This is a genomic window from Bacillus sp. 22475, assembly GCF_052044835.1.
In the GTDB taxonomy this organism is placed as follows: Bacteria; Bacillota; Bacilli; order Bacillales; family Bacillaceae_G; genus Bacillus_A; species Bacillus_A cereus.
The window spans coordinates 295,871-316,812 of the sequence record NZ_JBQENW010000001.1; the positions used below are offsets into that span (position 1 = coordinate 295,871).

Below are 20,942 nucleotides of genomic sequence, written 5' to 3' on the forward strand. Positions count from 1 at the left end.
TAAGGTGAACAATATGAAGTTACAACTTATGTACTCTTTTTTACGATCGGATATTAATGTGATAGAAAAAGAATTAAAAAAGACAGTTGCTTCTGAACAGCCATTAGTAGAAGAGGCAGCATTACAACTTATTGAAGCTGGTGGGAAGCGAATTCGTCCTGTATTTGTGTTGCTTGCAGGGAAATTTGGAGATTATAAGTTAGATGCGATTAAGCATGTTGCTGTTGCGTTAGAGCTTATTCATATGGCTTCTCTTGTTCACGATGATGTTATTGATGCTGCATTTTTACGACGCGGCAGTGCGACTGTGAATGCGAAATGGGGAGATCGTATTGCGATGTATACAGGGGACTATTTGTTCGCTAAGTCTCTTGAATGTATAACAAATATCGAAATCCCAGAGGCGCATCAAGCGTTATCACATACTATTTTAGAAGTCTGTAAAGGTGAAATTGAACAAATTAAAGATAAATACAATTATGACCAAAATTTAAGAACGTATTTAAGAAGAATAAAGCGAAAAACAGCATTATTAATTGCCGCGAGTTGTCAATTGGGAGCGATTGCTGCTGGTGCTAATCGTGATACAGTAAATCGTCTATTTTGGTATGGGTATTTTGTAGGAATGTCTTATCAAATTATTGATGACATTTTAGACTTCGTTTCCACAGAAGAGAAACTTGGAAAACCTGCTGGTGGAGATTTATTACAAGGAAACATAACGCTCCCTGCTTTATATGCGATGGAAGATCCAGTACTTCGTCAGAAAATCACATCTGTACATGAAAATACAACAGCAAGTGAAATGCAAGAAATTATTGATGCTGTAAAAAATAGTCCAGCAATTGATCAAGCATTTGCGTTTAGTGAACGTTATTTACATAAAGCTTTAGAAATAATAAAACCACTCCCACGTGGAAAAGCGAAGTATGCATTACAAAATGTTGCAAAGTATATTGGAAAACGAAAATTTTAATGTTTATTCTAAAAAATAAAATAATCTCTCTATTTCAAAACTATTGCACAATTGTGATAAGGGTGATAATATGTGTGTGGGGATATACAATTACATACATAATTCAGAAGTGGAGAGATTTTTTATGGAAAAAACATTTCTAATGGTAAAACCAGACGGTGTACAACGTGCCTTCATTGGGGAAATTGTAGCTCGTTTTGAGAAAAAAGGCTTTCAATTAGTTGGTGCAAAATTAATGCAAGTCACTCCGGAAATTGCTGGACAACACTACGCTGAGCATAAGGAAAAACCTTTCTTTGGTGAGTTAGTAGACTTTATTACATCTGGCCCTGTATTCGCAATGGTATGGCAAGGTGAAGGTGTAGTAGATACAGCGCGTAACATGATGGGGAAAACAAGACCACATGAAGCAGCTCCTGGAACAATTCGTGGAGATTTCGGTGTAACTGTTGCGAAAAATATTATCCATGGTTCTGATTCTTTAGAAAGCGCAGAGCGCGAGATTGCTATTTTCTTTAAAGAAGAAGAATTAGTTGACTACTCAAAATTAATGAATGAATGGATTTACTAATTATTTTGAAATAATTTGTAAACGCTTTAATCACTGTGATAATAGTAAAAAGTGCAAGGAGAATAGGGGTATTCTTCTTGCACTTTTTTTATTTTCAATTAGTTACGAAGTTTGAGCTGTTATGATATATTGATATTTAAATTAGGCCTATCGGAAATATAGAATAAGAAAATGGTCGATTTATGATATAATTTCTTTAATATTTTTAGAATGATAAAAGTTAATATAGTGAGATAAATACATATACGAAAAGAGGAATAACGTATGCGATATATTACGGCTGGTGAATCTCATGGTCCGCAACTTACAACGATTATAGAAGGTGTTCCAGCAGGATTGTCTTTAGTAGCGGATGATATAAACGAAGAGTTAGCTAGAAGGCAAAAGGGATATGGGCGTGGTAGACGCATGCAAATTGAAACGGATCAAGTGCAAATTTTAAGTGGTGTTAGACATGGAGAAACATTAGGTTCCCCTATTGCACTCGTTGTTGAAAATCGTGATTTTGCCCATTGGACAAAAATTATGGGGGCAGAGCCTTTAACTGAGCAGGAAGAAAAAGAGATAAAAAGGAAAGTGACAAAACCAAGGCCTGGGCATGCTGATTTAAATGGTGCAATTAAATATGGTCATAGAGATATGAGGAATGTACTGGAACGTTCGTCAGCGCGCGAAACGACGGTGCGTGTTGCTGCTGGTGCGGTTGCTAAAAAGGTGTTAGCAGAACTTGGTATTAAAGTGGCGGGCCATGTAATTGAAATTGGCGGTGTACAAGCTAAGGAGGTTACGTATAGTTCAATTGAAGAATTAAAGAGTATTACAGAAGCATCTCCTGTACGTTGCTTAGATGACGAAGCTGGTAACCAAATGATGAAAGCGATTGATGATGCGAAAGCAAATGGTGATTCAATTGGTGGAATCGTTGAAGTAATTGTGGAAGGAATGCCAATTGGAGTAGGTAGCTACGTGCATTATGATCGAAAACTGGATGCGAAATTAGCAGCTGCAATTATGAGTATTAATGCTTTTAAAGGTGTCGAGATTGGAATTGGTTTTGAAGCAGCACATAGACCGGGAAGTGAAGTTCATGATGAAATTCTATGGAATGAGGAGCATGGATATACACGAAGAACAAATAATGCAGGTGGATTAGAAGGCGGTATGACGACTGGAATGCCAATTGTTGTGCGCGGTGTGATGAAACCGATACCTACGCTTTATAAACCTCTTCAAAGTGTAGATATTGATACGAAAGAGCCTTTTACAGCGAGCATTGAACGTTCAGATAGTTGTGCAGTGCCAGCAGCTAGTGTCGTTGCAGAAGCGGTTGTGGCTTGGGAATTAGCAACAGCTTTAATAGAACAATTCGGATTAGATCGTATGGAACTAATTCGTGAAAATATTGAGAAACATAATGAATATGCGAGGGGATTTTAATGGGAAACATACATATTCAAACGAAATCAAAAGAATATGATGTACATGTTGGTAAAGAAGCGTTGTCAAACTTAACAATGATCGTTCAAAATATGCAGCCAGCTGTATCTAACGTAATGATCATTTCAGATGAAGCTGTTGCATCACTACATTTACAGACAGTTATCGATGCATTACAAGTGGAGCAGGACGTGTTTTCGTTTGTTGTACCAAGTGGCGAAAAAGAGAAGTCTTTCGAAAATTTCTATGCGGCTCATACGTCAGCTCTTGAAAATAAATTAGATAGAAATTCTTTAATTCTTGCACTTGGAGGCGGAATGATTGGAGATTTAGCTGGTTTTGTTGCTGCATCTTTTATGCGGGGTATTCGCTTTGTGCAGGTTCCGACGACTTTATTAGCGCACGATAGCGCAGTAGGTGGGAAAGTAGCGATTAATCATCCGTTAGGTAAAAATATGATTGGTGCATTCCATCAGCCAGAAGCAGTTGTATATCATACACCGTTTTTACAGTCTCTTCCTGAAAAAGAGTGGCGTTCAGGTTATGCAGAGGTGATAAAGCATGCTCTTATTGGTGATGTGGAGCTATATCATTGGTTAAAAGAAGAAGTGCAAACATTAGCGGATCTTCGTGATGAGAAGTTAATCCATATATTAACGAAGGCGATTCCTGTAAAGGCAAATGTTGTGTCACAAGATGAAACAGAGAAGGGTGTACGTGCCCATTTGAATTTTGGACATACGTTAGGACATGCTCTTGAAAAAGAGCTAGGGTATGGGAATATTACTCACGGTGACGGCGTAGCGGTTGGAATGTTATTCGCCATATTTTTAAGTGAGCAAGTGTACAAGGTTGATCTTGCTTATGAAGATATGAAGCAGTGGTTCTTGAAATACGGCTATCCAAAAATGCCAAGAGATTTGAATGTAAAGCGCCTCGTTCAATTGATGAAACAAGATAAGAAAGCAAATGCAGGAGCAATTCATATGGTGCTTATGCAGGAATATGGGGTAGTGAATGTCGTATCTATTTCAGATGAGACTGTTCATATTGCGTTAGAGGCATTTCAAAAAGATATGGTTTAAAATGATAGCGAAGTGTTGTGAAGTGCTCATTTAGAGGTATTCTCGTAATAGTGACGGTTATGATAAAAGATTACAGTAAGGGGCTATAACTGTATTGTAATCAAATTGAATGAAATGACTGGGGGAAGAAAAATGAGAGTGAAAGAGCAATTGTTAACTTTGAGAGCATATGTGCCTGGGAAAAACATTGAAGAAGTAAAAAGGGAATATGGATTATCGAAAATTGTGAAATTAGCATCGAACGAAAATCCATTCGGTTGCTCAGCGCGTGTGACAGAAGCATTAACTTCTTTAGCGAGCCAATATGCCCTTTATCCAGATGGATATGCCTTTGAACTTCGGACAAAAGTAGCGGAACATTTAGGTGTAAAAGCAGAACAACTACTATTTGGTAGTGGATTAGATGAAGTCATTCAAATGATTAGCCGAGCGTTACTACATGAAGGAACAAACGTTGTAATGGCGAATCCTACGTTTTCACAATATCATCACCATGCTGTTATTGAAGGAGCAGAAGTTCGTGAAGTATCACTTAAAGACGGTATTCACGATTTAGATGCAATGCTAGAGCAAGTAGATGATAAAACGAAAATTGTATGGATTTGTAATCCTAATAATCCGACAGGTACATATGTTGAGAAACAAAAATTACTTTCATTTTTAGAATCAGTTCCTAAGTCGGCTCTCGTTATTATGGACGAAGCATATTATGAATACGCGGAAGCAGAAGACTATCCGCAAACATTGCCACTTCTTGAAAAGTATGAAAATCTTATGGTTTTACGCACGTTTTCAAAAGCATATGGTTTAGCTGCTTTTCGTATCGGATATGCGATTGGGGATGCGAAGTTAATCGGACAGCTAGAAGTAGCGAGGTTACCATTCAATACATCAACTGTAGCGCAATCTGTAGCACTCGCTGCATTAGAAGATCAAGCCTTTTTACAAGATTGTGTGAAAAAGAATGCTGAAGGTCTAAATCAGTATTATGCATTTTGTAAAGAATATAACGTATTCTATTATCCATCTCAAACAAATTTCATTTTCTTAAAACTTGGTATACCGGGTAATGAAGCTTTCGAACGATTAATGAAAAAAGGATATATCGTTCGTTCTGGTGCTGCATTTGGTATCGATGATGGTATTCGTATTACTGTCGGTTTGAAAGAAGAAAATGATGAAATTATAGAGTTGCTGAAAGAGCTTGTAAATGAGCAAGTACAGAAAGAAGAAACATATTCTTAAGAGATTGTGAAGGCTCCTATTATAGGAGCCTCTTTTATCGTATTAAAAATAAAGGTTGAAGACTGATAATTAAGTTGTTCTGTAAATCACGGTTTGTATGGCTTGATAATTAGTGAGAGAAGTTATTTGCACGGTCATAAAAGAAAGCGGTACAATAGAAGATGATGATAAGGTATCGGTGTCATATCCGAACCTTTTGAACAATTACCTACTCTGTAAGAAGAAGTATAAGAAGAAGCATGCTCATTCTAAAGGTTGCGTTCTAACAGTTGCGTTCTAACAGTGAGTTGCTTATGATAAATGAACAGAAGAGAATATTTTTTAGAATTAAAGGAGACGTTTATGCAAAAGTTTGAACAAGCTGTTTCATATATTGAAAATGGTGAAGTGGAAAAAGGATTACAATTATTAAAAGAACAATTAAAAATTGCAAATGATGAAGAGAAGTATGATATCGCTCGTTACTATCATACACTTGGATTTACAGATGAGGCATTAGCGATTACTGAAGACTTACGTTTACTGTATCCGGAAGAAAGTGAATTCACTGTATTTTTAGCAGAATTATATATTGATCTAGATAAAGAAGATGAAGCGATTGAAGTACTTCATGATATTCCAGAAAATGACGATTTATATGTTCAATCTTTATTACTTGTTGCAGATTTATTCCAAATGCAAGGTTTTGATGATGTAGCAGAGCAAAAACTATTAAAGGCGAAAGAAATGATGCCTGATGAACCTGTTATTACGTTTGGGTTAGCAGAATTATATAGTAGTAAAGGTGAAGAACAAAAGGCAATTACTTATTATGAATCGCTATTAGCTGAACATAAAGTAATGGGTGGTGTTGTGATCGCACTTCGTCTTGCAGAAACGTTAAGTGCGATTGGAAACTGGGAAGAGGCGATTTCTTATTATGAAGCAGGCCTAGAGGAACAAAAAGATATTCACTCATTATTTGGATATGCCTTCACATTATACCAAGGTGAAGAATATCAGAGAGCAATCGGTGCTTGGCAAGAACTAAAAGAATTAGACCCTGAGTACGCATCACTGTACATGTATTTAGCGAAAAGCTATGAAAAAGAAGGAATGCTTCAAGAAAGCTATGAAACGCTTCATGAAGGAATTAAAGTAGATGAGCTTTCAGTTCCGTTTTATGTAGAGTTAGCGAACATTGCGGCGAAATTAGGAAAAATAGTAGAAGCAGAGGAAGTTCTTCAAAAAGCACTTGAGTTAGACCCAGGGCATTTAGGCGCAACATTAAAATATGCGTATATCTTAAAAGGACAAGAAAAGTACGAAGAGTTAATTGCAATTGTAGAGCGTGCTATTGATAGTGGAGAACCAGATACACAACTACTTTGGGACCTTGCGTATGCAAAAAAACAATTAGAAATGTATTCGGATGCATTAAAACACTATGAAAGTGCATATACTTCTTTTAAGAATCATCCAGACTTCTTAGAAGAATACGGTTATTTCTTATTGGAAGAAGGAAAGCGAAAAGAGGCGAAAGAAGTATTTACCCAGTTATTACAACTAGACCCGACACAAATTCATATTGAAGAGTTGTTATATAATTTAGAGGATTTTTCATAAGTTGGAAGGAAACTGAATGCCGCTTCTTGAATCTAAAAAGAAAAGAGAAAGACAGAGGAGGGACTTAATTGCTATGAATACCCCTGTTTCTGTAAACGAGAAGAAGGATTTTGTAAAATGGTTTTTGAATAATTACCAACTGAAACAGCGTGAATGTGTATGGATTCTGAATTATTTAATGAGTCACGACCAATTGATGCATAAAGTCCACTTCGTAGAACATGCAAAATATTGTCCGCGTGGCTTAGTGATGTCAGCGAATTGTGTGAAAGACACACCGTTTCACTTTTTTAAACAAAATGTTATGACAACAGATGCTGAAAAATCGTTTCATGATATTCGTTTAAATCGAGATGAGGATATTTATATTCAACTCAACTTTAAATCATCGTTTCAAAATGCGAATTATGTAGCTGTATTAGAAGAAAACCCATATCTACCAAAGCATATTGAAGTAAATGAAAAAGATCGTTTACTTGCAGAAAGGCTTTTGGAAGAAAGTGTATTTTCATTTAGGAGAGAACGCCTTTTGAAACAAATTGATGAAGCGTTAGATAAGCAAGATAAGGAAGCGTTTCATAGATTAACGGCCGAGTTAAAGACTTTATAGAATTTATTTGGATTAATAAATTTTTACAAATTTCAGACTTTCACCAAGAAAAACTACCTATATTGGGTAGTTTTTCTTTTTTTACCTCTTTTAGTATGGTTTAATATATATAAAGTGAAAGTTCTGTCATTTGCAAGTGAAGGAGGGAAGGAATTTGAAGTGGAGTGTAAAAGATGTGGAACAGTTTGAACAAGCAAGAGAGTATGTTGATACAGGAGTAATACCGCTTTTATCAATTTCGGCAGCACAAGAAATGAAAATGGTTGTAGAACAAGGTGAATTTATCGAATTGTTGAGCACGGAATTGGAAAGAGAGTATAAAGGAAGAGTGCTTTTACTACCTGCGTTTACGTATTTGGTAGAAAGTCAAAAGAATGAAAAAGGTCGTTTGCAAGAATGGACAAATCATTTACGAAGCGAAGGTTTTAAGCATATTGCTTATGTTACAAGTGATTTTTCATGGAAAGAGGATATGCAAGAGTTACAGGGAGATTTATTTTGGTTTCCTTCATTAGCATTAGAACAATTTAGTGATCAGGCAAAAAGAGAAGTTATTCATGCACATATAAAAAATATAATGGTGATGTTGGAAGAGAAGTGGGGAAACTCATAATAAACAGAAAGTTCTTATTATTATGAGTAGTATGATATTGACCTGTGCATGAGCGTATTATATCATGATAGTGTCCTAGTTTTTATTTTTTATATAATTTATCACGAGGGGACAATTTCTGATAGAGGGGGGAAATTTTCGTGAGCGAGAAAGAACATCGCGTGTCAAGAAGACAATTTTTAAATTACACACTCACAGGGGTAGGAGGCTTTATGGCTGCCGGTATTTTAATGCCGATGACGCGATTTGCGCTTGATCCGGTGTTAAGAAAAGAAGCCGGAACAGATATGGTTGCTGTTGCGCAAGTAAAGGATATTACAACAGAGCCGAAGCGTTTCGATTTTAAAGTGAAACAGGTTGATGGTTGGTACAAGTCTGAAGAACCAAAATCGGCTTGGGTTCATAAAGATGAAAGCGGAGACATTGTTGCGTTCTCTCCAGTATGTAAACATTTAGGATGTACAGTTAACTGGAATTCGGACAAAACACATCCGAATCAATTCTTTTGTCCATGTCACGGGGGGCGTTATACAAAAGATGGGATGAACATTAAAGGTACGCCACCCCTTGCTCCGCTGGATGTGTACGAGTCTAAAGTGAAAGATGGAACGCTGTATCTAGGAAAAGCGAAGCCAAGAGGGGGTGCAAAGTAGATGTTAAATAAAATTTATGATTGGGTAGATGAAAGATTAGATATTACACCGATATGGCGTGATATCGCTGATCATGAAGTACCTGAACATGTAAACCCGGCACATCACTTTTCTGCATTCGTCTATTGCTTTGGAGGACTTACCTTTTTCGTTACTGTAATTCAAATTTTATCTGGAATGTTTTTGACGATGTATTATGTGCCTGATATTAAAAATGCTTGGGAATCAGTTTACTATTTACAAAATGAAGTTGCTTATGGGCAAATTGTTCGTGGTATGCACCACTGGGGTGCTAGTCTCGTAATTGTAATGATGTTTTTACATACACTCAGAGTTTTCTTCCAAGGTGCGTATAAAAAGCCCCGTGAGTTAAACTGGATTGTTGGTGTTCTTATTTTCTTTGTTATGTTAGGTCTTGGTTTTACCGGATATTTATTACCGTGGGATATGAAAGCTTTATTTGCTACAAAAGTAGGGATTCAAATTGCAGAGCAAACACCGCTCATTGGTCCTTATATTAAAACATTACTCGCTGGTCATTCCGAAATTGTTGGCGCTCAAACATTAACTCGCTTCTTTGCTATTCACGTCTTCTTCTTACCAGCAGCACTTCTAGGTTTAATGGCCTTCCACTTCATCATGATTCGCAAACAAGGTATTTCCGGTCCACTATAAGAAATTGCTAAATTAAAGGGGAAAGAACTAAAGGAGGGAGATTATGCATCGCGGCAAAGGGATGAAGTTTGTAGGAGATTCTCGGGTACCGGTAGCTCGGAAACCAAATATTCCAAAAGACTATTCTGAATACCCAGGGAAAACAGAAGCATTTTGGCCGAACTTCTTGTTAAAAGAATGGATGGTTGGTGCAGTTTTTTTAATCGGTTATTTATGTTTAACAGTGGCGCATCCGTCGCCGCTTGAGAGAATGGCGGATCCAACAGATGCTGGATATATACCACTTCCAGATTGGTATTTCTTATTCTTGTATCAGTTATTAAAGTATTCTTATGCTTCCGGTTCATTTACTGTAATTGGAGCGTTTATTATGCCAGGGATTGCGTTTGGTGCATTACTGTTAGCTCCATTTCTTGATCGAGGTCCAGAAAGACGTCCATTGAAGCGTCCTGTAGCAACTGGATTTATGCTTTTAGCAATTGCATCGATTATCTTTTTAACTTGGGAATCTGTAGCACACCACGACTGGGAAGCTGCAAAGAAACAAGGAGCAATTGTAAAAACCGCGCCAGTTGATAAAAATGATGATGGCTATAAATTAATGCAAAAAAATACTTGTTTAACATGTCATGGTGACAACTTACAGGGCGGGGCGGCAGCACCAGCACTGCAAAACTTAACTTTAAAGCCAGAAGAAATTGCTAAAATTGCGAAAGATGGAAAAGGTTCCATGCCTAAAGGTGTATTTAAAGGTACAGATGAGGAACTGAAGAAGCTTTCGGAATTCGTTGCAAAGTATAATAAAAAATAATAAAAAGCTGACTACAAAATTTGTAGTCAGCTTTTCTATTTAGTTGGATGAAGTTTGTTATAATAGAGTAGGATTTAGTGAATGAATTACTTTGCTTGAAAGGTGTTGGACATACAGATTGGTGTACTTGTATGCAATGTTAAGACAACGCTCGGTATTATTATTTTTATTGGTTGTTAACATATTAGGTACAATTTACGGGTTTATATGGTACGGAAATCAACTGAAAGAAACGTCACCTATATTTTGGCCGTTTGTACCAGATAGTCCTATGGCGAGTCTCTTTTTTGTCTTTGTTTTAATTGCTTTTTTGACAAAGAGAAACTGGGGATTAATAGAAGCGCTAGCGATTGTTACTTTAATAAAATATGGTATTTGGGCTGTTGTTGTAAATGCGATTATGATTTACGTAAAAGGTCCTATTGGCCTTATGGGCTACATGTTAATGCTTTCGCACTTTGCGATGGCAGTGCAAGGTGTTTTATATGCTCCATTTTACCGTATAAAAAAATGGCATTTTATAGTAGCGGGTGTGTGGACGTTGCATAACGATGCAATTGATTATTTATTTTGGCAAATGCCACGATATGGAATTATGCATTTGTTTGTAGAGGAAATTGGTTATTTTACGTTTTGGTTAAGCGTTGCTGTACTATGTATCACATATTATTGTTGCTTACGTGAGCACAGGAAACAATTTTCTTTATGATGGTTAGAACATTTAGGGGGAGAACATGGAGAAAAATAAGAGTGGTACAAAAATATTGGATCGATTGATTACTTTAGTTGTTTCATATAGCATAGCATTTTCTATTTTTGCACTCGCAACAACGGCAATTGTGTATGGAAAATGGCTGTATTATTTTGAAATTGATTTTTTAAATATTCCTGATTTAGCGGATATGACGAAGGATGAAATTAAAAGAAATTACGATGTGCTTATTACATATTTATCCCCGTTTTATGACGGAGCATTACATTTGCCAACATTAGATATGTCTACAAATGGCCGTATTCATTTTGTAGATGTTAAAAATATTTTAGTAAAGATTCAATATGTGATGTATGCGACAATTATGATTGCAGTGATAGGCGGAATTTATTTATTAAAAAAGAAAAATGAAAAGTTTTTACTGCACGGATCGATTTTAACAATCATTTTTCCGATAGCGCTTATGTTACCAATCGCTATTAATTTTGAAAAGAGCTTTGTATTATTCCATAAGCTTTTATTCAGTAATGATTATTGGATGTTTGATATTGAAACGGATCCAGTTATATTAATGCTACCAGAGGAGTTCTTTATGCATGCTGCGTGTGCTATTTTATTATTCATTTTAGGTGGTAGTATACTTTGTTATAGCTTATATAGATATTTCGTAAAAAAGAAAAGGATGTCAAAGAAAAAATTCTCTGCTTAAAGAGAATTTTTTCTTTGTAAAACGATAATATATTTTTCGGTTCAGTTCTGTTCTATTCTTGTCCCAATTAACATATTTTGTACTAGTAGTTATAGGGGGGACCGGGATGAAGAGAACATTAATTGGATTGATAGCATTTCTAATTATAATGTTTCCGTTACGTATATATGCTGAAGAGTGGAATGAGCTAACAGGGTTGTTAGACGACTCGTTACAGTTAGTGAAGCGTAATGAAGATGAAAAAGCGCTACAAGTATTACAACTTTTCTCAGAGCAATTTTTAATGAAGGGAAATGAAAAGAAGCAGGAAGTAACACCAGATCAAGTTAGAGTTATTTCTTTAGCTTACGACAAGGCGCAGCAATCGCTCTCTGAAGAAGGTTTAGGTAAGCAAGCTAAAATGGATAATGTGTTGGCATTACAACTTGCTGTTGATGCACAAGTATCGAAATATCAACCACTTTGGATGGAAAGAGAAAGGAAAGTAATGGATGCCTTTTCTCAAATGGAAAAAGCGATGGAAAAAGAAGATGCTGGGCAGTTTCAACAAACATTAAATACATTTTTAAATGAATTCAATATTATTTATCCAAGTTTAATGATTGCTTTGCCAGAAAACGAGGTACAGCGTGTAAATGTTCATTTATCTTATTTGGATGAATTTCGTAACGTTATGTTAAAAACGAAAGGTGGCCAAATGCAATTAGGGATTATTAAAGGGGATTTGCAAAAGATATTTCACACAGTAAAAAAGGATGAAATTGCACCTTCTCTCATTTGGTTTATGACAATTACTGGGGGACTTATTTTATTCACATTAACTTATGTTGGATGGAGAAAGTATAAAGGAGAGAGAGAAAAAAGAAAAAGTAATGTGCATTCTAAAAATAGATAATGTAATAAGTAAAGATATGGATTGTAAGGTTTATTCATTGACAATAGTGGCAGAAGAAAATAGAATGAGAAGTACTATAATTAAAACTTCAATGGAGGTTCATGATGTTTTATTTAATTTACTTCGCGATCATAATGATCATACCGTTGTATGCACAGTCAAGAGTACGAAGTGCCTATAGCAAGTATTCACAAGTTTATTCAACATCAGGTATGACAGGAGCGGAAGTGGCTCGAAAAATTTTAGATGAAAATGGATTATACAATGTAGCTGTGGAAGAAACACCAGGTCATTTATCAGACCATTATGATCCAACGGCCAAGACGGTTCGATTATCAACAGATAACTATTATGGACATTCAGTTGCTGGTACAGCAGTGGCAGCACATGAAGTAGGACACGCAATTCAAGATGCGCAAGATTATAACTTTATGCGTATTCGTCATTCGTTAGTTCCTGTGGCGAATTTTGGATCGAATATATCATGGGTATTTATTATGATTGGTATATTTGCGACAATGTCGAAACTATTGTTATTAGGAATTATTTTAATGGCTGCAGGTGTTGTGTTCCAACTTGTTACATTACCAGTTGAGTTCGATGCTTCAAAGCGTGCAATGCAGCAAATTGAAGCGTTAGGTATCGTATCAACAGATGAATATGGCCAAGCTCGTAAAGTATTAAATGCAGCAGCATTAACATATGTAGCAGCTGCAGCTGTAGCGGTATTTGAATTATTACGTCTCGTATTAATGTATACTGGTATGCAGCGTAGCGACGACTAAAGACTATCAATTTTGATAGTCTTTTTTTGTTGTGTGGATTGAATTATATAATGTATTACAAATAGAAATAATAGAAGTAATGCGGAAAGGCGGTGGGGGAAATGAAATATCCAGACCATTTAGTAAAACAAGTGAAAGAGCGTAGTGCTCCTTATCAACTAGAAGGTTTTTTAAGTGGACAAGGTCCTGAAAATCCCAAATTTATGTTGTTAGGAGAAGCGCCTGGTGAAACAGAAATTCATAATGGGATTCCGTTTAGCGGGAGGTCGGGAAAACAATTAATGGGTTTTTTAGAGCGTATTCACGTTACGAGGGAAGAAGTATATATTACGAGCGCTGTTCGGAGTAGACCTTATAAATGGCGAGAGAAAAAAGAACGAAATGGTGAAAGCATACAAAAAAAGTATAATAGAACGCCAAATCAAGGAGAAATAGTTGCCCATGCGCCTTTGTTAGATTATGAATTAGAGAAAATAAATCCGAGGCTTATCGTCACGCTTGGAAATATCGGTCTTCAACGTTTAACAGGAAAAAATAAAAAAATCACAGATGTACACGGGCAATTATTAAAACAGCCCATTCAAAAATTAAAGGATATGCAAAGTGCAGAGTTTACATGGTCAGAGAATGAATATCATGTTTTTCCAACTTTTCATCCAGCTTCCATTTTTTATAATCGGAGTTTATTGGAGCTTATTTATGAGGATTTGGAGAAGCTTAAAAGACTTGTAATAAAAAACTAGAAAAGCTAAGGCGCTTTTCTAGTTACATTTAATTATGTAAAGGGTTTTTATTTTCATCTAACGTAAATCCTTCACCAACTACATCATGTACATCACTTACAGCGACAAATGCATGAGGATCTACAGAAGTAATAATATTCTTTAATTTCACGATTTCATTTTTAGCAACAACGCAATACAGTACGTTACGTTCCACTTTTGTATACGATCCAACAGCCTTTAAAAAGGTTGCTCCGCGCTCCATTTCAGATAAAATTTTGGCAGCAATTTCATCGTTTTTCTCTGAGATAATAGTCGCTCCTTTGGCGGCATAGGCTCCTTCTTGCATAAAATCAATGACTTTAGCCCCGATAAAAACAGCAACTAACGTATACATACCCTCGCGGTATGATAAATAGGTAAGAATAGAGACGACGATAACGACAGCATCGAACATAAACATCGTTTTACCCATACTCCAGCCAACATATTTGTGAGCTAGTCGTGCGATAATATCTACACCGCCAGTAGTCCCGCCATATTTAAATATTATCCCAAGGCCAATACCGATAAATGCCCCGGCGAATAAAGCTGCGAGTGTCATATCATTTTGCAAGTTTAAATGTAAGTTGAGCACTTCGTAACGCTGGAAAATCCATAGAAATAAAGATACGCTAAATGTGCCGATTAATGTATATAAAAATGTCGTTCTGCCAAGTAACCTCCAACCAATAAAAAAAATAGGGATATTTAAAATTAAGTTTGAGTAGGAAGGATCAAACTTAAATAAAAAATACAATAATAGTGTAATACCGGTAAACCCACCCTCTGCAAGGTGGTTTTCAATATTGATATTGACAATACCGAAAGAAAATATAGCGGAACCGATTAAAATAAAAATAATATTTCGTATCTTCAATTTTGATGTCATATAGAAATCCCCCTAATTATGTAATGATTGCATTGCTCCGCTGAAACGGTAAAACATAATAATAAGTAATTTCTAGTTGCTAGTGAAAATAGTAAGAACTCGATTAGTGTGGGCTGATCTTTTGCAAAAAGCGCAAAAGAAAGTTTCACTTTATTATAGTCTATCCAAAAAAGGGTCGCAAATAGGTGTTTGGCGGGGAATAATATTTGTCAAATCGCGATGAATTGGCTAACATGAAAGAGGAAGGATTAGAGGTGAATAGTATGGAAGCAAAAACGATGAAAGATATGCAGAAAGAAGTAGATGCATATATTGGTCAGTTTAAAGAAGGTTATTTCAGTCCGCTTGCAATGATGGCTCGTTTAACGGAAGAAATGGGGGAGCTTGCAAGAGAGGTAAATCATTATTATGGTGAGAAACCGAAGAAAACGACTGAAAAAGAAAATAGTATTGAAGAAGAGCTTGGAGATGTATTATTTGTTATGATTTGTATGGCAAATAGTTTAAATATTGATTTAGAGACAGCACATAACATTGTAATGAATAAATTTAATACACGTGATAAAGATCGCTGGACACGTATTGATGAGGGAGAGAAAGAATAATGAAAGAAATTAAAGTAATTATCGCTGGACCAAGAGGACGTATGGGGCATGAAGCAGTCCTTCTTATGGAAAGAACGGAACATTTTAATTTAGTAGCAGCAGTAGATTATAAGCATGGTGGAGAGAAGATTTCTGATTTACCTGGCATGCCAGCGTTACATACGCCGATTTACGCTGATTTACATACTTGTTTAGATGAAGTAGAAGCAGATGTATTGTTAGATTTAACAACACCAGAAGTAGGGAAACAACACGTTACACTTGCAGTTGAGCGTGGACTTCGTTCTGTTATTGGTACAACTGGATTTACAGAAGAAGAATTGAAACGTTTAACAGAGAATGCAAAAGAAAAAGAAGTAGGAACAATTATCGCTCCAAACTTTGCAATTGGTGCAGTTCTTATGATGAAATTCTCACAAATGGCAGCGAAATATTTCCAAGATGTTGAAGTAATTGAATTGCATCATGATCAAAAATTAGATGCGCCATCTGGTACAGCTGTAAAAACGGTAGAATTAATTCGTCAAAATCGTGAATCAAAGCAGCAAGGTCATCCGAATGAAGTAGAGCAACTAGCAGGTGCACGTGGTGCAAATGTAGATGGTATTCACATTCATAGTGTACGTTTGCCAGGGCTTATTGCACACCAAGAAGTAATGTTTGGTGGAGATGGACAAATGTTAACAGTTCGTCATGATTCATTCAATCGTGCATCATTTATGTCAGGTGTAAAACTATCAATTGAGACAGTAATGAACCTGGATCATCTTGTGTACGGTTTAGAAAATATTATCGACTAAAGGGGAGACAACGGATGAAAATTGCCTTAATCGCACATGACAAAAAGAAAAATGATATGGTTTCGTTTGCATACGCATATAAACCAATTTTTGAACAACATGAATTATTTGCAACAGGAACGACAGGGCTTCGTATTATGGAAGCGACTGGCTTAGTTGTAACAAGATATCAATCGGGCCCTCTTGGTGGAGATCAAGAAATTGGTGCAATGATTGCAAAAAACGATTTAGATATGGTGATTTTCTTCCGCGATCCATTAACAGCACAGCCGCATGAACCAGATGTGAATGCATTGCTTCGTTTATGTGATGTATATGCGATTCCACTTGCAACGAATATGGCAAGTGCTGAAATGTTAATGCACGCATTAGAGCGAGGAGATTTAGATTATCGCAAGTTAAGAAAATGAGGGGAACAATTATGAGTGGATTACATATATTAGCGTTTGGTGCTCATGCCGATGATGTTGAAATCGGCATGGCTGGTACCATTGCTAAATATACGAAGCAAGGGTATGAAGTAGGTATTTGTGATTTAACAGAAGCTGATCTTTCTTCCAATGGAACGATAGAGTTGAGAAAAGAAGAAGCAGAGGCTGCAGCTCGTATAATGGGAGTAAAAACGAGACTGAATTTAGCGATGCCAGACCGTGGTTTGTATATGAAAGAAGAGTATATACGTGAAATTGTAAAGGTGATTCGTACATATAAACCAAAACTAGTTTTTGCACCATATTATGAAGATCGTCATCCAGATCATGCAAATTGTGCAAAGCTTGTGGAAGAGGCTATTTTTTCAGCAGGAATCCGTAAATTTATGCCAGAACTTCCGCCGCATCGTGTGGAATCTTTTTATAATTATATGATTAATGGTTTTCATAAACCGAATTTTTGTATAGATATTAGTGAGTACCTATCGCAAAAAGTGGAAGCATTAGAAGCGTATGAAAGTCAGTTTTCAACAGGGAGTGATGGTGTTAAGACGCCGTTAACAGAAGGGTACGTTGAAACTGTGGTCGCTCGTGAGAAGATGTTTGGGAAAGAAGTTGGAGTCTTGTATGCCGAAGGATTTATGAGCAAGAAACCGGTTTTATTACATGCTGATTTAATAGGGGGATGTAAATGAAATTAAAAATAGGTATTACATGTTACCCTTCTGTAGGTGGTTCTGGAGTTGTTGGAACAGAATTAGGAAAGCAATTGGCGGAACGAGGGCATGAAATTCATTTTATTACATCGGGTTTACCATTCCGGTTAAATAAAGTATATCCAAACATATATTTTCATGAAGTGACGGTAAGCCAGTACTCTGTATTTCAATATCCACCATACGATTTAGCGTTAGCAAGTAAAATGGCAGAGGTTGCACAAAGAGAAAACTTAGACATTTTACATGTGCATTACGCAATACCACATGCAATTTGTGCATATTTAGCAAAACAAATGATCGGAGAGCGTATTAAAATTGTTACAACCTTGCATGGAACAGATATTACTGTGTTAGGTTCCGACCCTTCGTTAAATAATTTAATTCGTTTTGGTATTGAGCAATCGGATGTTGTTACTGCTGTCTCGCATTCATTAATTAACGAAACGCATGAGCTTGTAAAACCAAGTAAAGAAATTCAAACGGTATATAACTTTATAGACGAACGCGTATATTTCAAGCGTAATATGTCTCAGTTAAAGAAAGAATACGGTATAAGTGAGAGTGAAAAAGTACTTATTCATATTTCGAATTTCCGTAAAGTGAAACGTGTGCAGGATGTTGTTGAGGCATTTGCTAAAATTGTTAAAGAAGTAGATGCGAAGTTGCTTCTTGTTGGAGACGGACCAGAATTCTGTACGATTTTACAGATAGTGAAGAATTTACATATTGAAGATCGTGTTTTATTCCTAGGTAAGCAAGATAATGTTGCAGAACTACTTGCGATGAGTGATTTAATGTTGCTTCTATCAGAGAAGGAAAGTTTTGGTCTTGTTTTATTAGAAGCAATGGCGTGTGGTGTGCCTTGTATCGGAACACGGGTTGGAGGTATTCCAGAGGTTATTCAACACGGGGAAACAGGATATTTATGTGAAGTTGGCGATACAACAGGAGTGGCAAATCAAGCTACTCAGCTATTAAAGCACGAGGAACTTCATCGTAATATGGGAGAACGAGCAAGAGAAAGTGTTTATGAGCAATTTCGCTCAGAAAAAATTGTTTCACAATATGAAACGATTTACTATGACGTACTAAGGGATGACAAAAATGGAAAGATTTAAAAAAGCTAGTTCTATTATTGAGACATTAAAACAACAAGGACATGAGGCTTACTTTGTTGGTGGGAGCGTACGAGATCTTATTATCGATAGGCCGATTGGAGATATTGATATTGCGACATCTGCTTTGCCAGAAGAAGTGATGGCTATATTCCCAAGAAATGTTCCTGTTGGTCTTGAGCATGGAACTGTAATTGTTTTAGAAAATGGTGAGCCTTATGAGGTAACTACTTTTCGAACAGAAAGCGAATATGAAGATTTTCGAAGACCTAGTAGTGTTCAATTTGTTCGTTCATTAGAAGAGGATTTAAAACGTCGTGATTTCACGATGAATGCAATTGCTATGACAGAAGAAGGCGAAATGGTTGATTTATTTGCTGGACAGGAAGCCATTCAGCAGAGAGAAATTGTGACAGTTGGAAATGCTGTGGATCGTTTTCAAGAAGATGCCCTGCGAATGATGCGTGGTATTCGGTTTGTAAGCGCGTTAGGTTTTTCATTAGAAACGAAAACGAAGCAAGCGATTGAAACGTATGGGCATTTGCTAGAACATATAGCAATTGAGCGCATTACAGTAGAGTTTGAGAAATTGTTAACTGGTACATATTGTGTGAAAGGTCTCAAAGAGTTAGTAGAGACGAAGCTATTTTCTCATTTGCCATATTTACAAATGTCAGAAGAGAGACTGTTAAAAGCTACGCAGTATAAATGGGATTCTTTCGAAACGGATATTGAGGCGTGGGCATTTTTCTTATATTGTATCGGAGAAGAACATCCATCTGTTTTTTTACGTCAATGGAAGTTTTCGAATAAAAAAATAAAAGATATTGTTGCAGTTTTATTGGCAATCCGTACTAGAAAGGAGAAGGATTGGGATACAGTCCTTCTTTATAAAACGGGAATTTATATCGCTGAAATGGCAGAGAGAGTATATGAAGCGATGATTGAAAGCTATGATCCTACATCTGTTAAACGAGTACAATCAATGTTTCATGCATTGCCAATCCAGGGTCGTCAAGAAATGAATGTGACTGGTAATGATTTATTAAACTGGGCAAACAAAAAGCCTGGTCCGTGGGTTGCTGACATGCTTCAGAAGATCGAGGAAGCAATCGTACAAGGAAACGTAGTTAATGAGAAAGAGCGTATAAGGGAGTGGCTGCAAGGATGCAATCTACTATAAGAAAGCAGTTATTACAAGTTTTTTCTGAAGCGGATGGCGAGTTTGTATCCGGCCAAACGATTAGTGATAAACTTGGTTGTTCAAGAACTGCTGTGTGGAAACATATGGAAGATCTCCGGAGTGAGGGATATGAACTTGAAGCTGTGCGCCGATTAGGTTACCGAATTGCAAGTAAGCCAGACAAAGTGACTGCTAATGAAATTCAGTTAGGGCTACAAACGAAGCGAATTGGTAGAACAGTGTATTTTGAATCAACTGTTGAATCAACGCAGCACATTGCAGCAAAACTTGCTTATGAAGGTGCAGAAGAAGGAACTATCGTTGTAGCAGAAGAACAAACAGCGGGAAGAGGTCGTTTAAGCAGAAAATGGCATTCACCAAAAGGAACAGGAATTTGGATGAGTATTATTTTACGCCCATCGATTCCAGTTCATCATGCACCGCAACTTACTTTGTTAGCGGCTGTTAGTGTTGCACAGGCAATTGAAAAATGTACAGGTGTAAACGTAGGGATAAAATGGCCAAATGATATTTTAATTCAAGGTAAAAAGGCTGTAGGTATATTAACAGAAATGCAAGCGGATCCTGATAAAATTAATGCTGTCATTATGGGCATCGGTATTAATGCGAATCAAAAGCAAGAACATTTTGATGAAGAAATTCAGCACATTGCTACTTCATTAGCGATTGAATCAGGTAAGCCGATTGTTCGTGCAGAACTTATGCAACAAATCTATTTACAACTAGAAAAATTATATGAAGAGTATTTACAAAATGGTTTCTCTGTTATTAAAATTCTTTGGGAAAGTTACGCTGTGAGCATCGGGAAAGAAATTACCGCTCGAACGATGAGAGAGACGATTACGGGGTTAGCAAAAGGAATCACAGAGGATGGTGTATTACTTCTGGAGGATCATGAGGGGAAAGTACATCATATTCATTCTGCAGATATCGAAATTAAGTAAAAGAAGTTCCTCTTTTGGAACTTCTTTTTATTTCAATATTTTTGAGTTAAATTTGTAACATGATAATAAATCCTTTTCATATTTAAAGT

24 protein-coding genes are annotated in these 20,942 nt (G+C 36.5%); 23 read left to right on the plus strand and 1 reads right to left on the minus strand.

Annotated elements, in window-relative coordinates; all coding sequences use genetic code 11:
- The first annotated feature begins 13 nt into the window (after window positions 1-13).
- The 16 genes from hepT to ACTJJY_RS01695 all read left to right on the plus strand — a co-directional run bounded on the left by hepT (window position 14) and on the right by ACTJJY_RS01695 (window position 14,125).
- Entirely contained in the window at window positions 14-976 is a 963-nt protein-coding gene (hepT, locus tag ACTJJY_RS01620) for a heptaprenyl diphosphate synthase component II (RefSeq protein WP_000776079.1), read from the plus strand.
- A 124-nt stretch (window positions 977-1,100) separates the two neighbouring features.
- Entirely contained in the window at window positions 1,101-1,547 is a 447-nt protein-coding gene (gene ndk / locus ACTJJY_RS01625; RefSeq protein ID WP_000415883.1) for a nucleoside-diphosphate kinase, read from the plus strand.
- 264 nt (window positions 1,548-1,811) lie between these two features.
- Window positions 1,812-2,984 (plus strand): chorismate synthase, encoded by a 1,173-nt coding sequence (gene aroC, locus ACTJJY_RS01630; protein ID WP_001269379.1) that lies wholly within the window; start codon window positions 1,812-1,814, stop codon window positions 2,982-2,984.
- Complete coding sequence (gene aroB, locus ACTJJY_RS01635; RefSeq protein WP_440604848.1) at window positions 2,984-4,069, plus strand: 3-dehydroquinate synthase; 1,086 nt, start codon at window positions 2,984-2,986, stop codon at window positions 4,067-4,069. Before aroC ends, aroB begins: the two co-directional genes overlap by 1 nt.
- A gap of 132 nt (window positions 4,070-4,201) precedes the next feature.
- Entirely contained in the window at window positions 4,202-5,314 is a 1,113-nt protein-coding gene (gene hisC / locus ACTJJY_RS01640; RefSeq protein ID WP_001264022.1) for a histidinol-phosphate transaminase, read from the plus strand.
- A 342-nt stretch (window positions 5,315-5,656) separates the two neighbouring features.
- Window positions 5,657-6,919 (plus strand): tetratricopeptide repeat protein, encoded by a 1,263-nt coding sequence (locus ACTJJY_RS01645; protein WP_440604849.1) that lies wholly within the window; start codon window positions 5,657-5,659, stop codon window positions 6,917-6,919.
- A 73-nt stretch (window positions 6,920-6,992) separates the two neighbouring features.
- Window positions 6,993-7,529: a ReoY family proteolytic degradation factor gene (locus ACTJJY_RS01650; RefSeq protein WP_440604850.1), complete on the plus strand. Its 537-nt coding sequence runs from the start codon at window positions 6,993-6,995 to the stop codon at window positions 7,527-7,529.
- Between the two features lie 154 nt (window positions 7,530-7,683).
- The gene (locus tag ACTJJY_RS01655; RefSeq protein WP_000872170.1) at window positions 7,684-8,142 is read left to right on the plus strand and encodes a YpiF family protein; all 459 of its coding nucleotides are present in this window, start codon (window positions 7,684-7,686) and stop codon (window positions 8,140-8,142) included.
- 140 nt (window positions 8,143-8,282) lie between these two features.
- Window positions 8,283-8,795 carry a menaquinol-cytochrome c reductase iron-sulfur subunit gene (gene qcrA / locus ACTJJY_RS01660; RefSeq protein ID WP_440604851.1) on the plus strand — a complete coding sequence of 171 codons (513 nt, stop codon included), beginning with the start codon at window positions 8,283-8,285 and terminating at the stop codon, window positions 8,793-8,795.
- Window positions 8,796-9,470 carry a menaquinol-cytochrome c reductase cytochrome b subunit gene (gene qcrB / locus ACTJJY_RS01665; protein WP_000932700.1) on the plus strand — a complete coding sequence of 225 codons (675 nt, stop codon included), beginning with the start codon at window positions 8,796-8,798 and terminating at the stop codon, window positions 9,468-9,470.
- Window positions 9,471-9,513: 43 nt separating this feature from the next.
- Complete coding sequence (gene qcrC / locus ACTJJY_RS01670) at window positions 9,514-10,281, plus strand: menaquinol-cytochrome c reductase cytochrome b/c subunit (protein WP_000554601.1); 768 nt, start codon at window positions 9,514-9,516, stop codon at window positions 10,279-10,281.
- 118 nt (window positions 10,282-10,399) lie between these two features.
- On the plus strand, window positions 10,400-10,990 hold the full coding sequence (locus tag ACTJJY_RS01675) for a DUF1405 domain-containing protein (RefSeq protein WP_000262838.1): 591 nt from the start codon (window positions 10,400-10,402) through the stop codon (window positions 10,988-10,990).
- A gap of 25 nt (window positions 10,991-11,015) precedes the next feature.
- Window positions 11,016-11,702: a lipoprotein intramolecular transacylase Lit gene (gene lit / locus ACTJJY_RS01680; protein WP_440604852.1), complete on the plus strand. Its 687-nt coding sequence runs from the start codon at window positions 11,016-11,018 to the stop codon at window positions 11,700-11,702.
- A gap of 106 nt (window positions 11,703-11,808) precedes the next feature.
- Window positions 11,809-12,597 (plus strand): sporulation protein YpjB, encoded by a 789-nt coding sequence (ypjB, locus tag ACTJJY_RS01685; RefSeq protein WP_440604853.1) that lies wholly within the window; start codon window positions 11,809-11,811, stop codon window positions 12,595-12,597.
- A 101-nt stretch (window positions 12,598-12,698) separates the two neighbouring features.
- Window positions 12,699-13,382: a zinc metallopeptidase gene (locus tag ACTJJY_RS01690; RefSeq protein ID WP_011109966.1), complete on the plus strand. Its 684-nt coding sequence runs from the start codon at window positions 12,699-12,701 to the stop codon at window positions 13,380-13,382.
- Window positions 13,383-13,483: 101 nt separating this feature from the next.
- Window positions 13,484-14,125 (plus strand): uracil-DNA glycosylase, encoded by a 642-nt coding sequence (locus ACTJJY_RS01695; protein WP_000876861.1) that lies wholly within the window; start codon window positions 13,484-13,486, stop codon window positions 14,123-14,125.
- Between the two features lie 28 nt (window positions 14,126-14,153).
- Here ACTJJY_RS01695 and ACTJJY_RS01700 read toward each other — a convergent pair whose 3' ends face one another.
- The gene (locus ACTJJY_RS01700; protein WP_000202117.1) at window positions 14,154-15,035 is read right to left on the minus strand and encodes a YitT family protein; all 882 of its coding nucleotides are present in this window, start codon (window positions 15,033-15,035) and stop codon (window positions 14,154-14,156) included.
- Window positions 15,036-15,298: 263 nt separating this feature from the next.
- Here ACTJJY_RS01700 and ACTJJY_RS01705 point away from each other — a divergent pair, with 263 nt between their 5' ends.
- The 7 genes from ACTJJY_RS01705 to ACTJJY_RS01735 are packed head-to-tail and all read left to right on the plus strand — an operon-like array spanning window position 15,299 to window position 20,853.
- Window positions 15,299-15,640 carry a nucleotide pyrophosphohydrolase gene (locus ACTJJY_RS01705; RefSeq protein ID WP_014894810.1) on the plus strand — a complete coding sequence of 114 codons (342 nt, stop codon included), beginning with the start codon at window positions 15,299-15,301 and terminating at the stop codon, window positions 15,638-15,640.
- The gene (gene dapB / locus ACTJJY_RS01710) at window positions 15,640-16,440 is read left to right on the plus strand and encodes a dihydrodipicolinate reductase (protein WP_098614369.1); all 801 of its coding nucleotides are present in this window, start codon (window positions 15,640-15,642) and stop codon (window positions 16,438-16,440) included. The genes ACTJJY_RS01705 and dapB overlap by 1 nt, the downstream gene beginning before the upstream one ends.
- 14 nt (window positions 16,441-16,454) lie before the next feature.
- Window positions 16,455-16,850 (plus strand): methylglyoxal synthase, encoded by a 396-nt coding sequence (mgsA, locus tag ACTJJY_RS01715; protein ID WP_000684765.1) that lies wholly within the window; start codon window positions 16,455-16,457, stop codon window positions 16,848-16,850.
- 11 nt (window positions 16,851-16,861) lie between these two features.
- Window positions 16,862-17,566 (plus strand): bacillithiol biosynthesis deacetylase BshB1, encoded by a 705-nt coding sequence (gene bshB1, locus ACTJJY_RS01720; protein WP_377853456.1) that lies wholly within the window; start codon window positions 16,862-16,864, stop codon window positions 17,564-17,566.
- Window positions 17,563-18,708, plus strand: a complete 1,146-nt coding sequence (gene bshA / locus ACTJJY_RS01725; RefSeq protein WP_440604854.1) for an N-acetyl-alpha-D-glucosaminyl L-malate synthase BshA — start codon at window positions 17,563-17,565, stop codon at window positions 18,706-18,708. Before bshB1 ends, bshA begins: the two co-directional genes overlap by 4 nt.
- Entirely contained in the window at window positions 18,695-19,888 is a 1,194-nt protein-coding gene (locus tag ACTJJY_RS01730; protein WP_440604855.1) for a CCA tRNA nucleotidyltransferase, read from the plus strand. Before bshA ends, ACTJJY_RS01730 begins: the two co-directional genes overlap by 14 nt.
- Entirely contained in the window at window positions 19,873-20,853 is a 981-nt protein-coding gene (locus ACTJJY_RS01735) for a biotin--[acetyl-CoA-carboxylase] ligase (RefSeq protein WP_440604856.1), read from the plus strand. Before ACTJJY_RS01730 ends, ACTJJY_RS01735 begins: the two co-directional genes overlap by 16 nt.
- Window positions 20,854-20,942: the final 89 nt, after the last annotated feature.

Coding starts and splice junctions, on each gene's coding strand:
- aroB (WP_440604848.1), top strand. CDS start 2,984: ATGGGAAACATACATATTCAAACGAAATCAAAAGAATATGATGTACAT.
- ACTJJY_RS01730 (WP_440604855.1), top strand. CDS start 18,695: ATGGAAAGATTTAAAAAAGCTAGTTCTATTATTGAGACATTAAAACAA.
- bshA (WP_440604854.1), top strand. CDS start 17,563: ATGAAATTAAAAATAGGTATTACATGTTACCCTTCTGTAGGTGGTTCT.
- ACTJJY_RS01690 (WP_011109966.1), top strand. CDS start 12,699: ATGATGTTTTATTTAATTTACTTCGCGATCATAATGATCATACCGTTG.
- ACTJJY_RS01650 (WP_440604850.1), top strand. CDS start 6,993: ATGAATACCCCTGTTTCTGTAAACGAGAAGAAGGATTTTGTAAAATGG.
- ACTJJY_RS01735 (WP_440604856.1), top strand. CDS start 19,873: ATGCAATCTACTATAAGAAAGCAGTTATTACAAGTTTTTTCTGAAGCG.
- ACTJJY_RS01705 (WP_014894810.1), top strand. CDS start 15,299: ATGGAAGCAAAAACGATGAAAGATATGCAGAAAGAAGTAGATGCATAT.
- aroC (WP_001269379.1), top strand. CDS start 1,812: ATGCGATATATTACGGCTGGTGAATCTCATGGTCCGCAACTTACAACG.
- ACTJJY_RS01700 (WP_000202117.1), bottom strand. CDS start 15,035: ATGACATCAAAATTGAAGATACGAAATATTATTTTTATTTTAATCGGT.
- bshB1 (WP_377853456.1), top strand. CDS start 16,862: ATGAGTGGATTACATATATTAGCGTTTGGTGCTCATGCCGATGATGTT.
- ACTJJY_RS01695 (WP_000876861.1), top strand. CDS start 13,484: ATGAAATATCCAGACCATTTAGTAAAACAAGTGAAAGAGCGTAGTGCT.
- dapB (WP_098614369.1), top strand. CDS start 15,640: ATGAAAGAAATTAAAGTAATTATCGCTGGACCAAGAGGACGTATGGGG.
- ndk (WP_000415883.1), top strand. CDS start 1,101: ATGGAAAAAACATTTCTAATGGTAAAACCAGACGGTGTACAACGTGCC.
- hisC (WP_001264022.1), top strand. CDS start 4,202: ATGAGAGTGAAAGAGCAATTGTTAACTTTGAGAGCATATGTGCCTGGG.
- ACTJJY_RS01645 (WP_440604849.1), top strand. CDS start 5,657: ATGCAAAAGTTTGAACAAGCTGTTTCATATATTGAAAATGGTGAAGTG.
- hepT (WP_000776079.1), top strand. CDS start 14: ATGAAGTTACAACTTATGTACTCTTTTTTACGATCGGATATTAATGTG.
- mgsA (WP_000684765.1), top strand. CDS start 16,455: ATGAAAATTGCCTTAATCGCACATGACAAAAAGAAAAATGATATGGTT.
- ypjB (WP_440604853.1), top strand. CDS start 11,809: ATGAAGAGAACATTAATTGGATTGATAGCATTTCTAATTATAATGTTT.
- qcrB (WP_000932700.1), top strand. CDS start 8,796: ATGTTAAATAAAATTTATGATTGGGTAGATGAAAGATTAGATATTACA.
- qcrC (WP_000554601.1), top strand. CDS start 9,514: ATGCATCGCGGCAAAGGGATGAAGTTTGTAGGAGATTCTCGGGTACCG.
- lit (WP_440604852.1), top strand. CDS start 11,016: ATGGAGAAAAATAAGAGTGGTACAAAAATATTGGATCGATTGATTACT.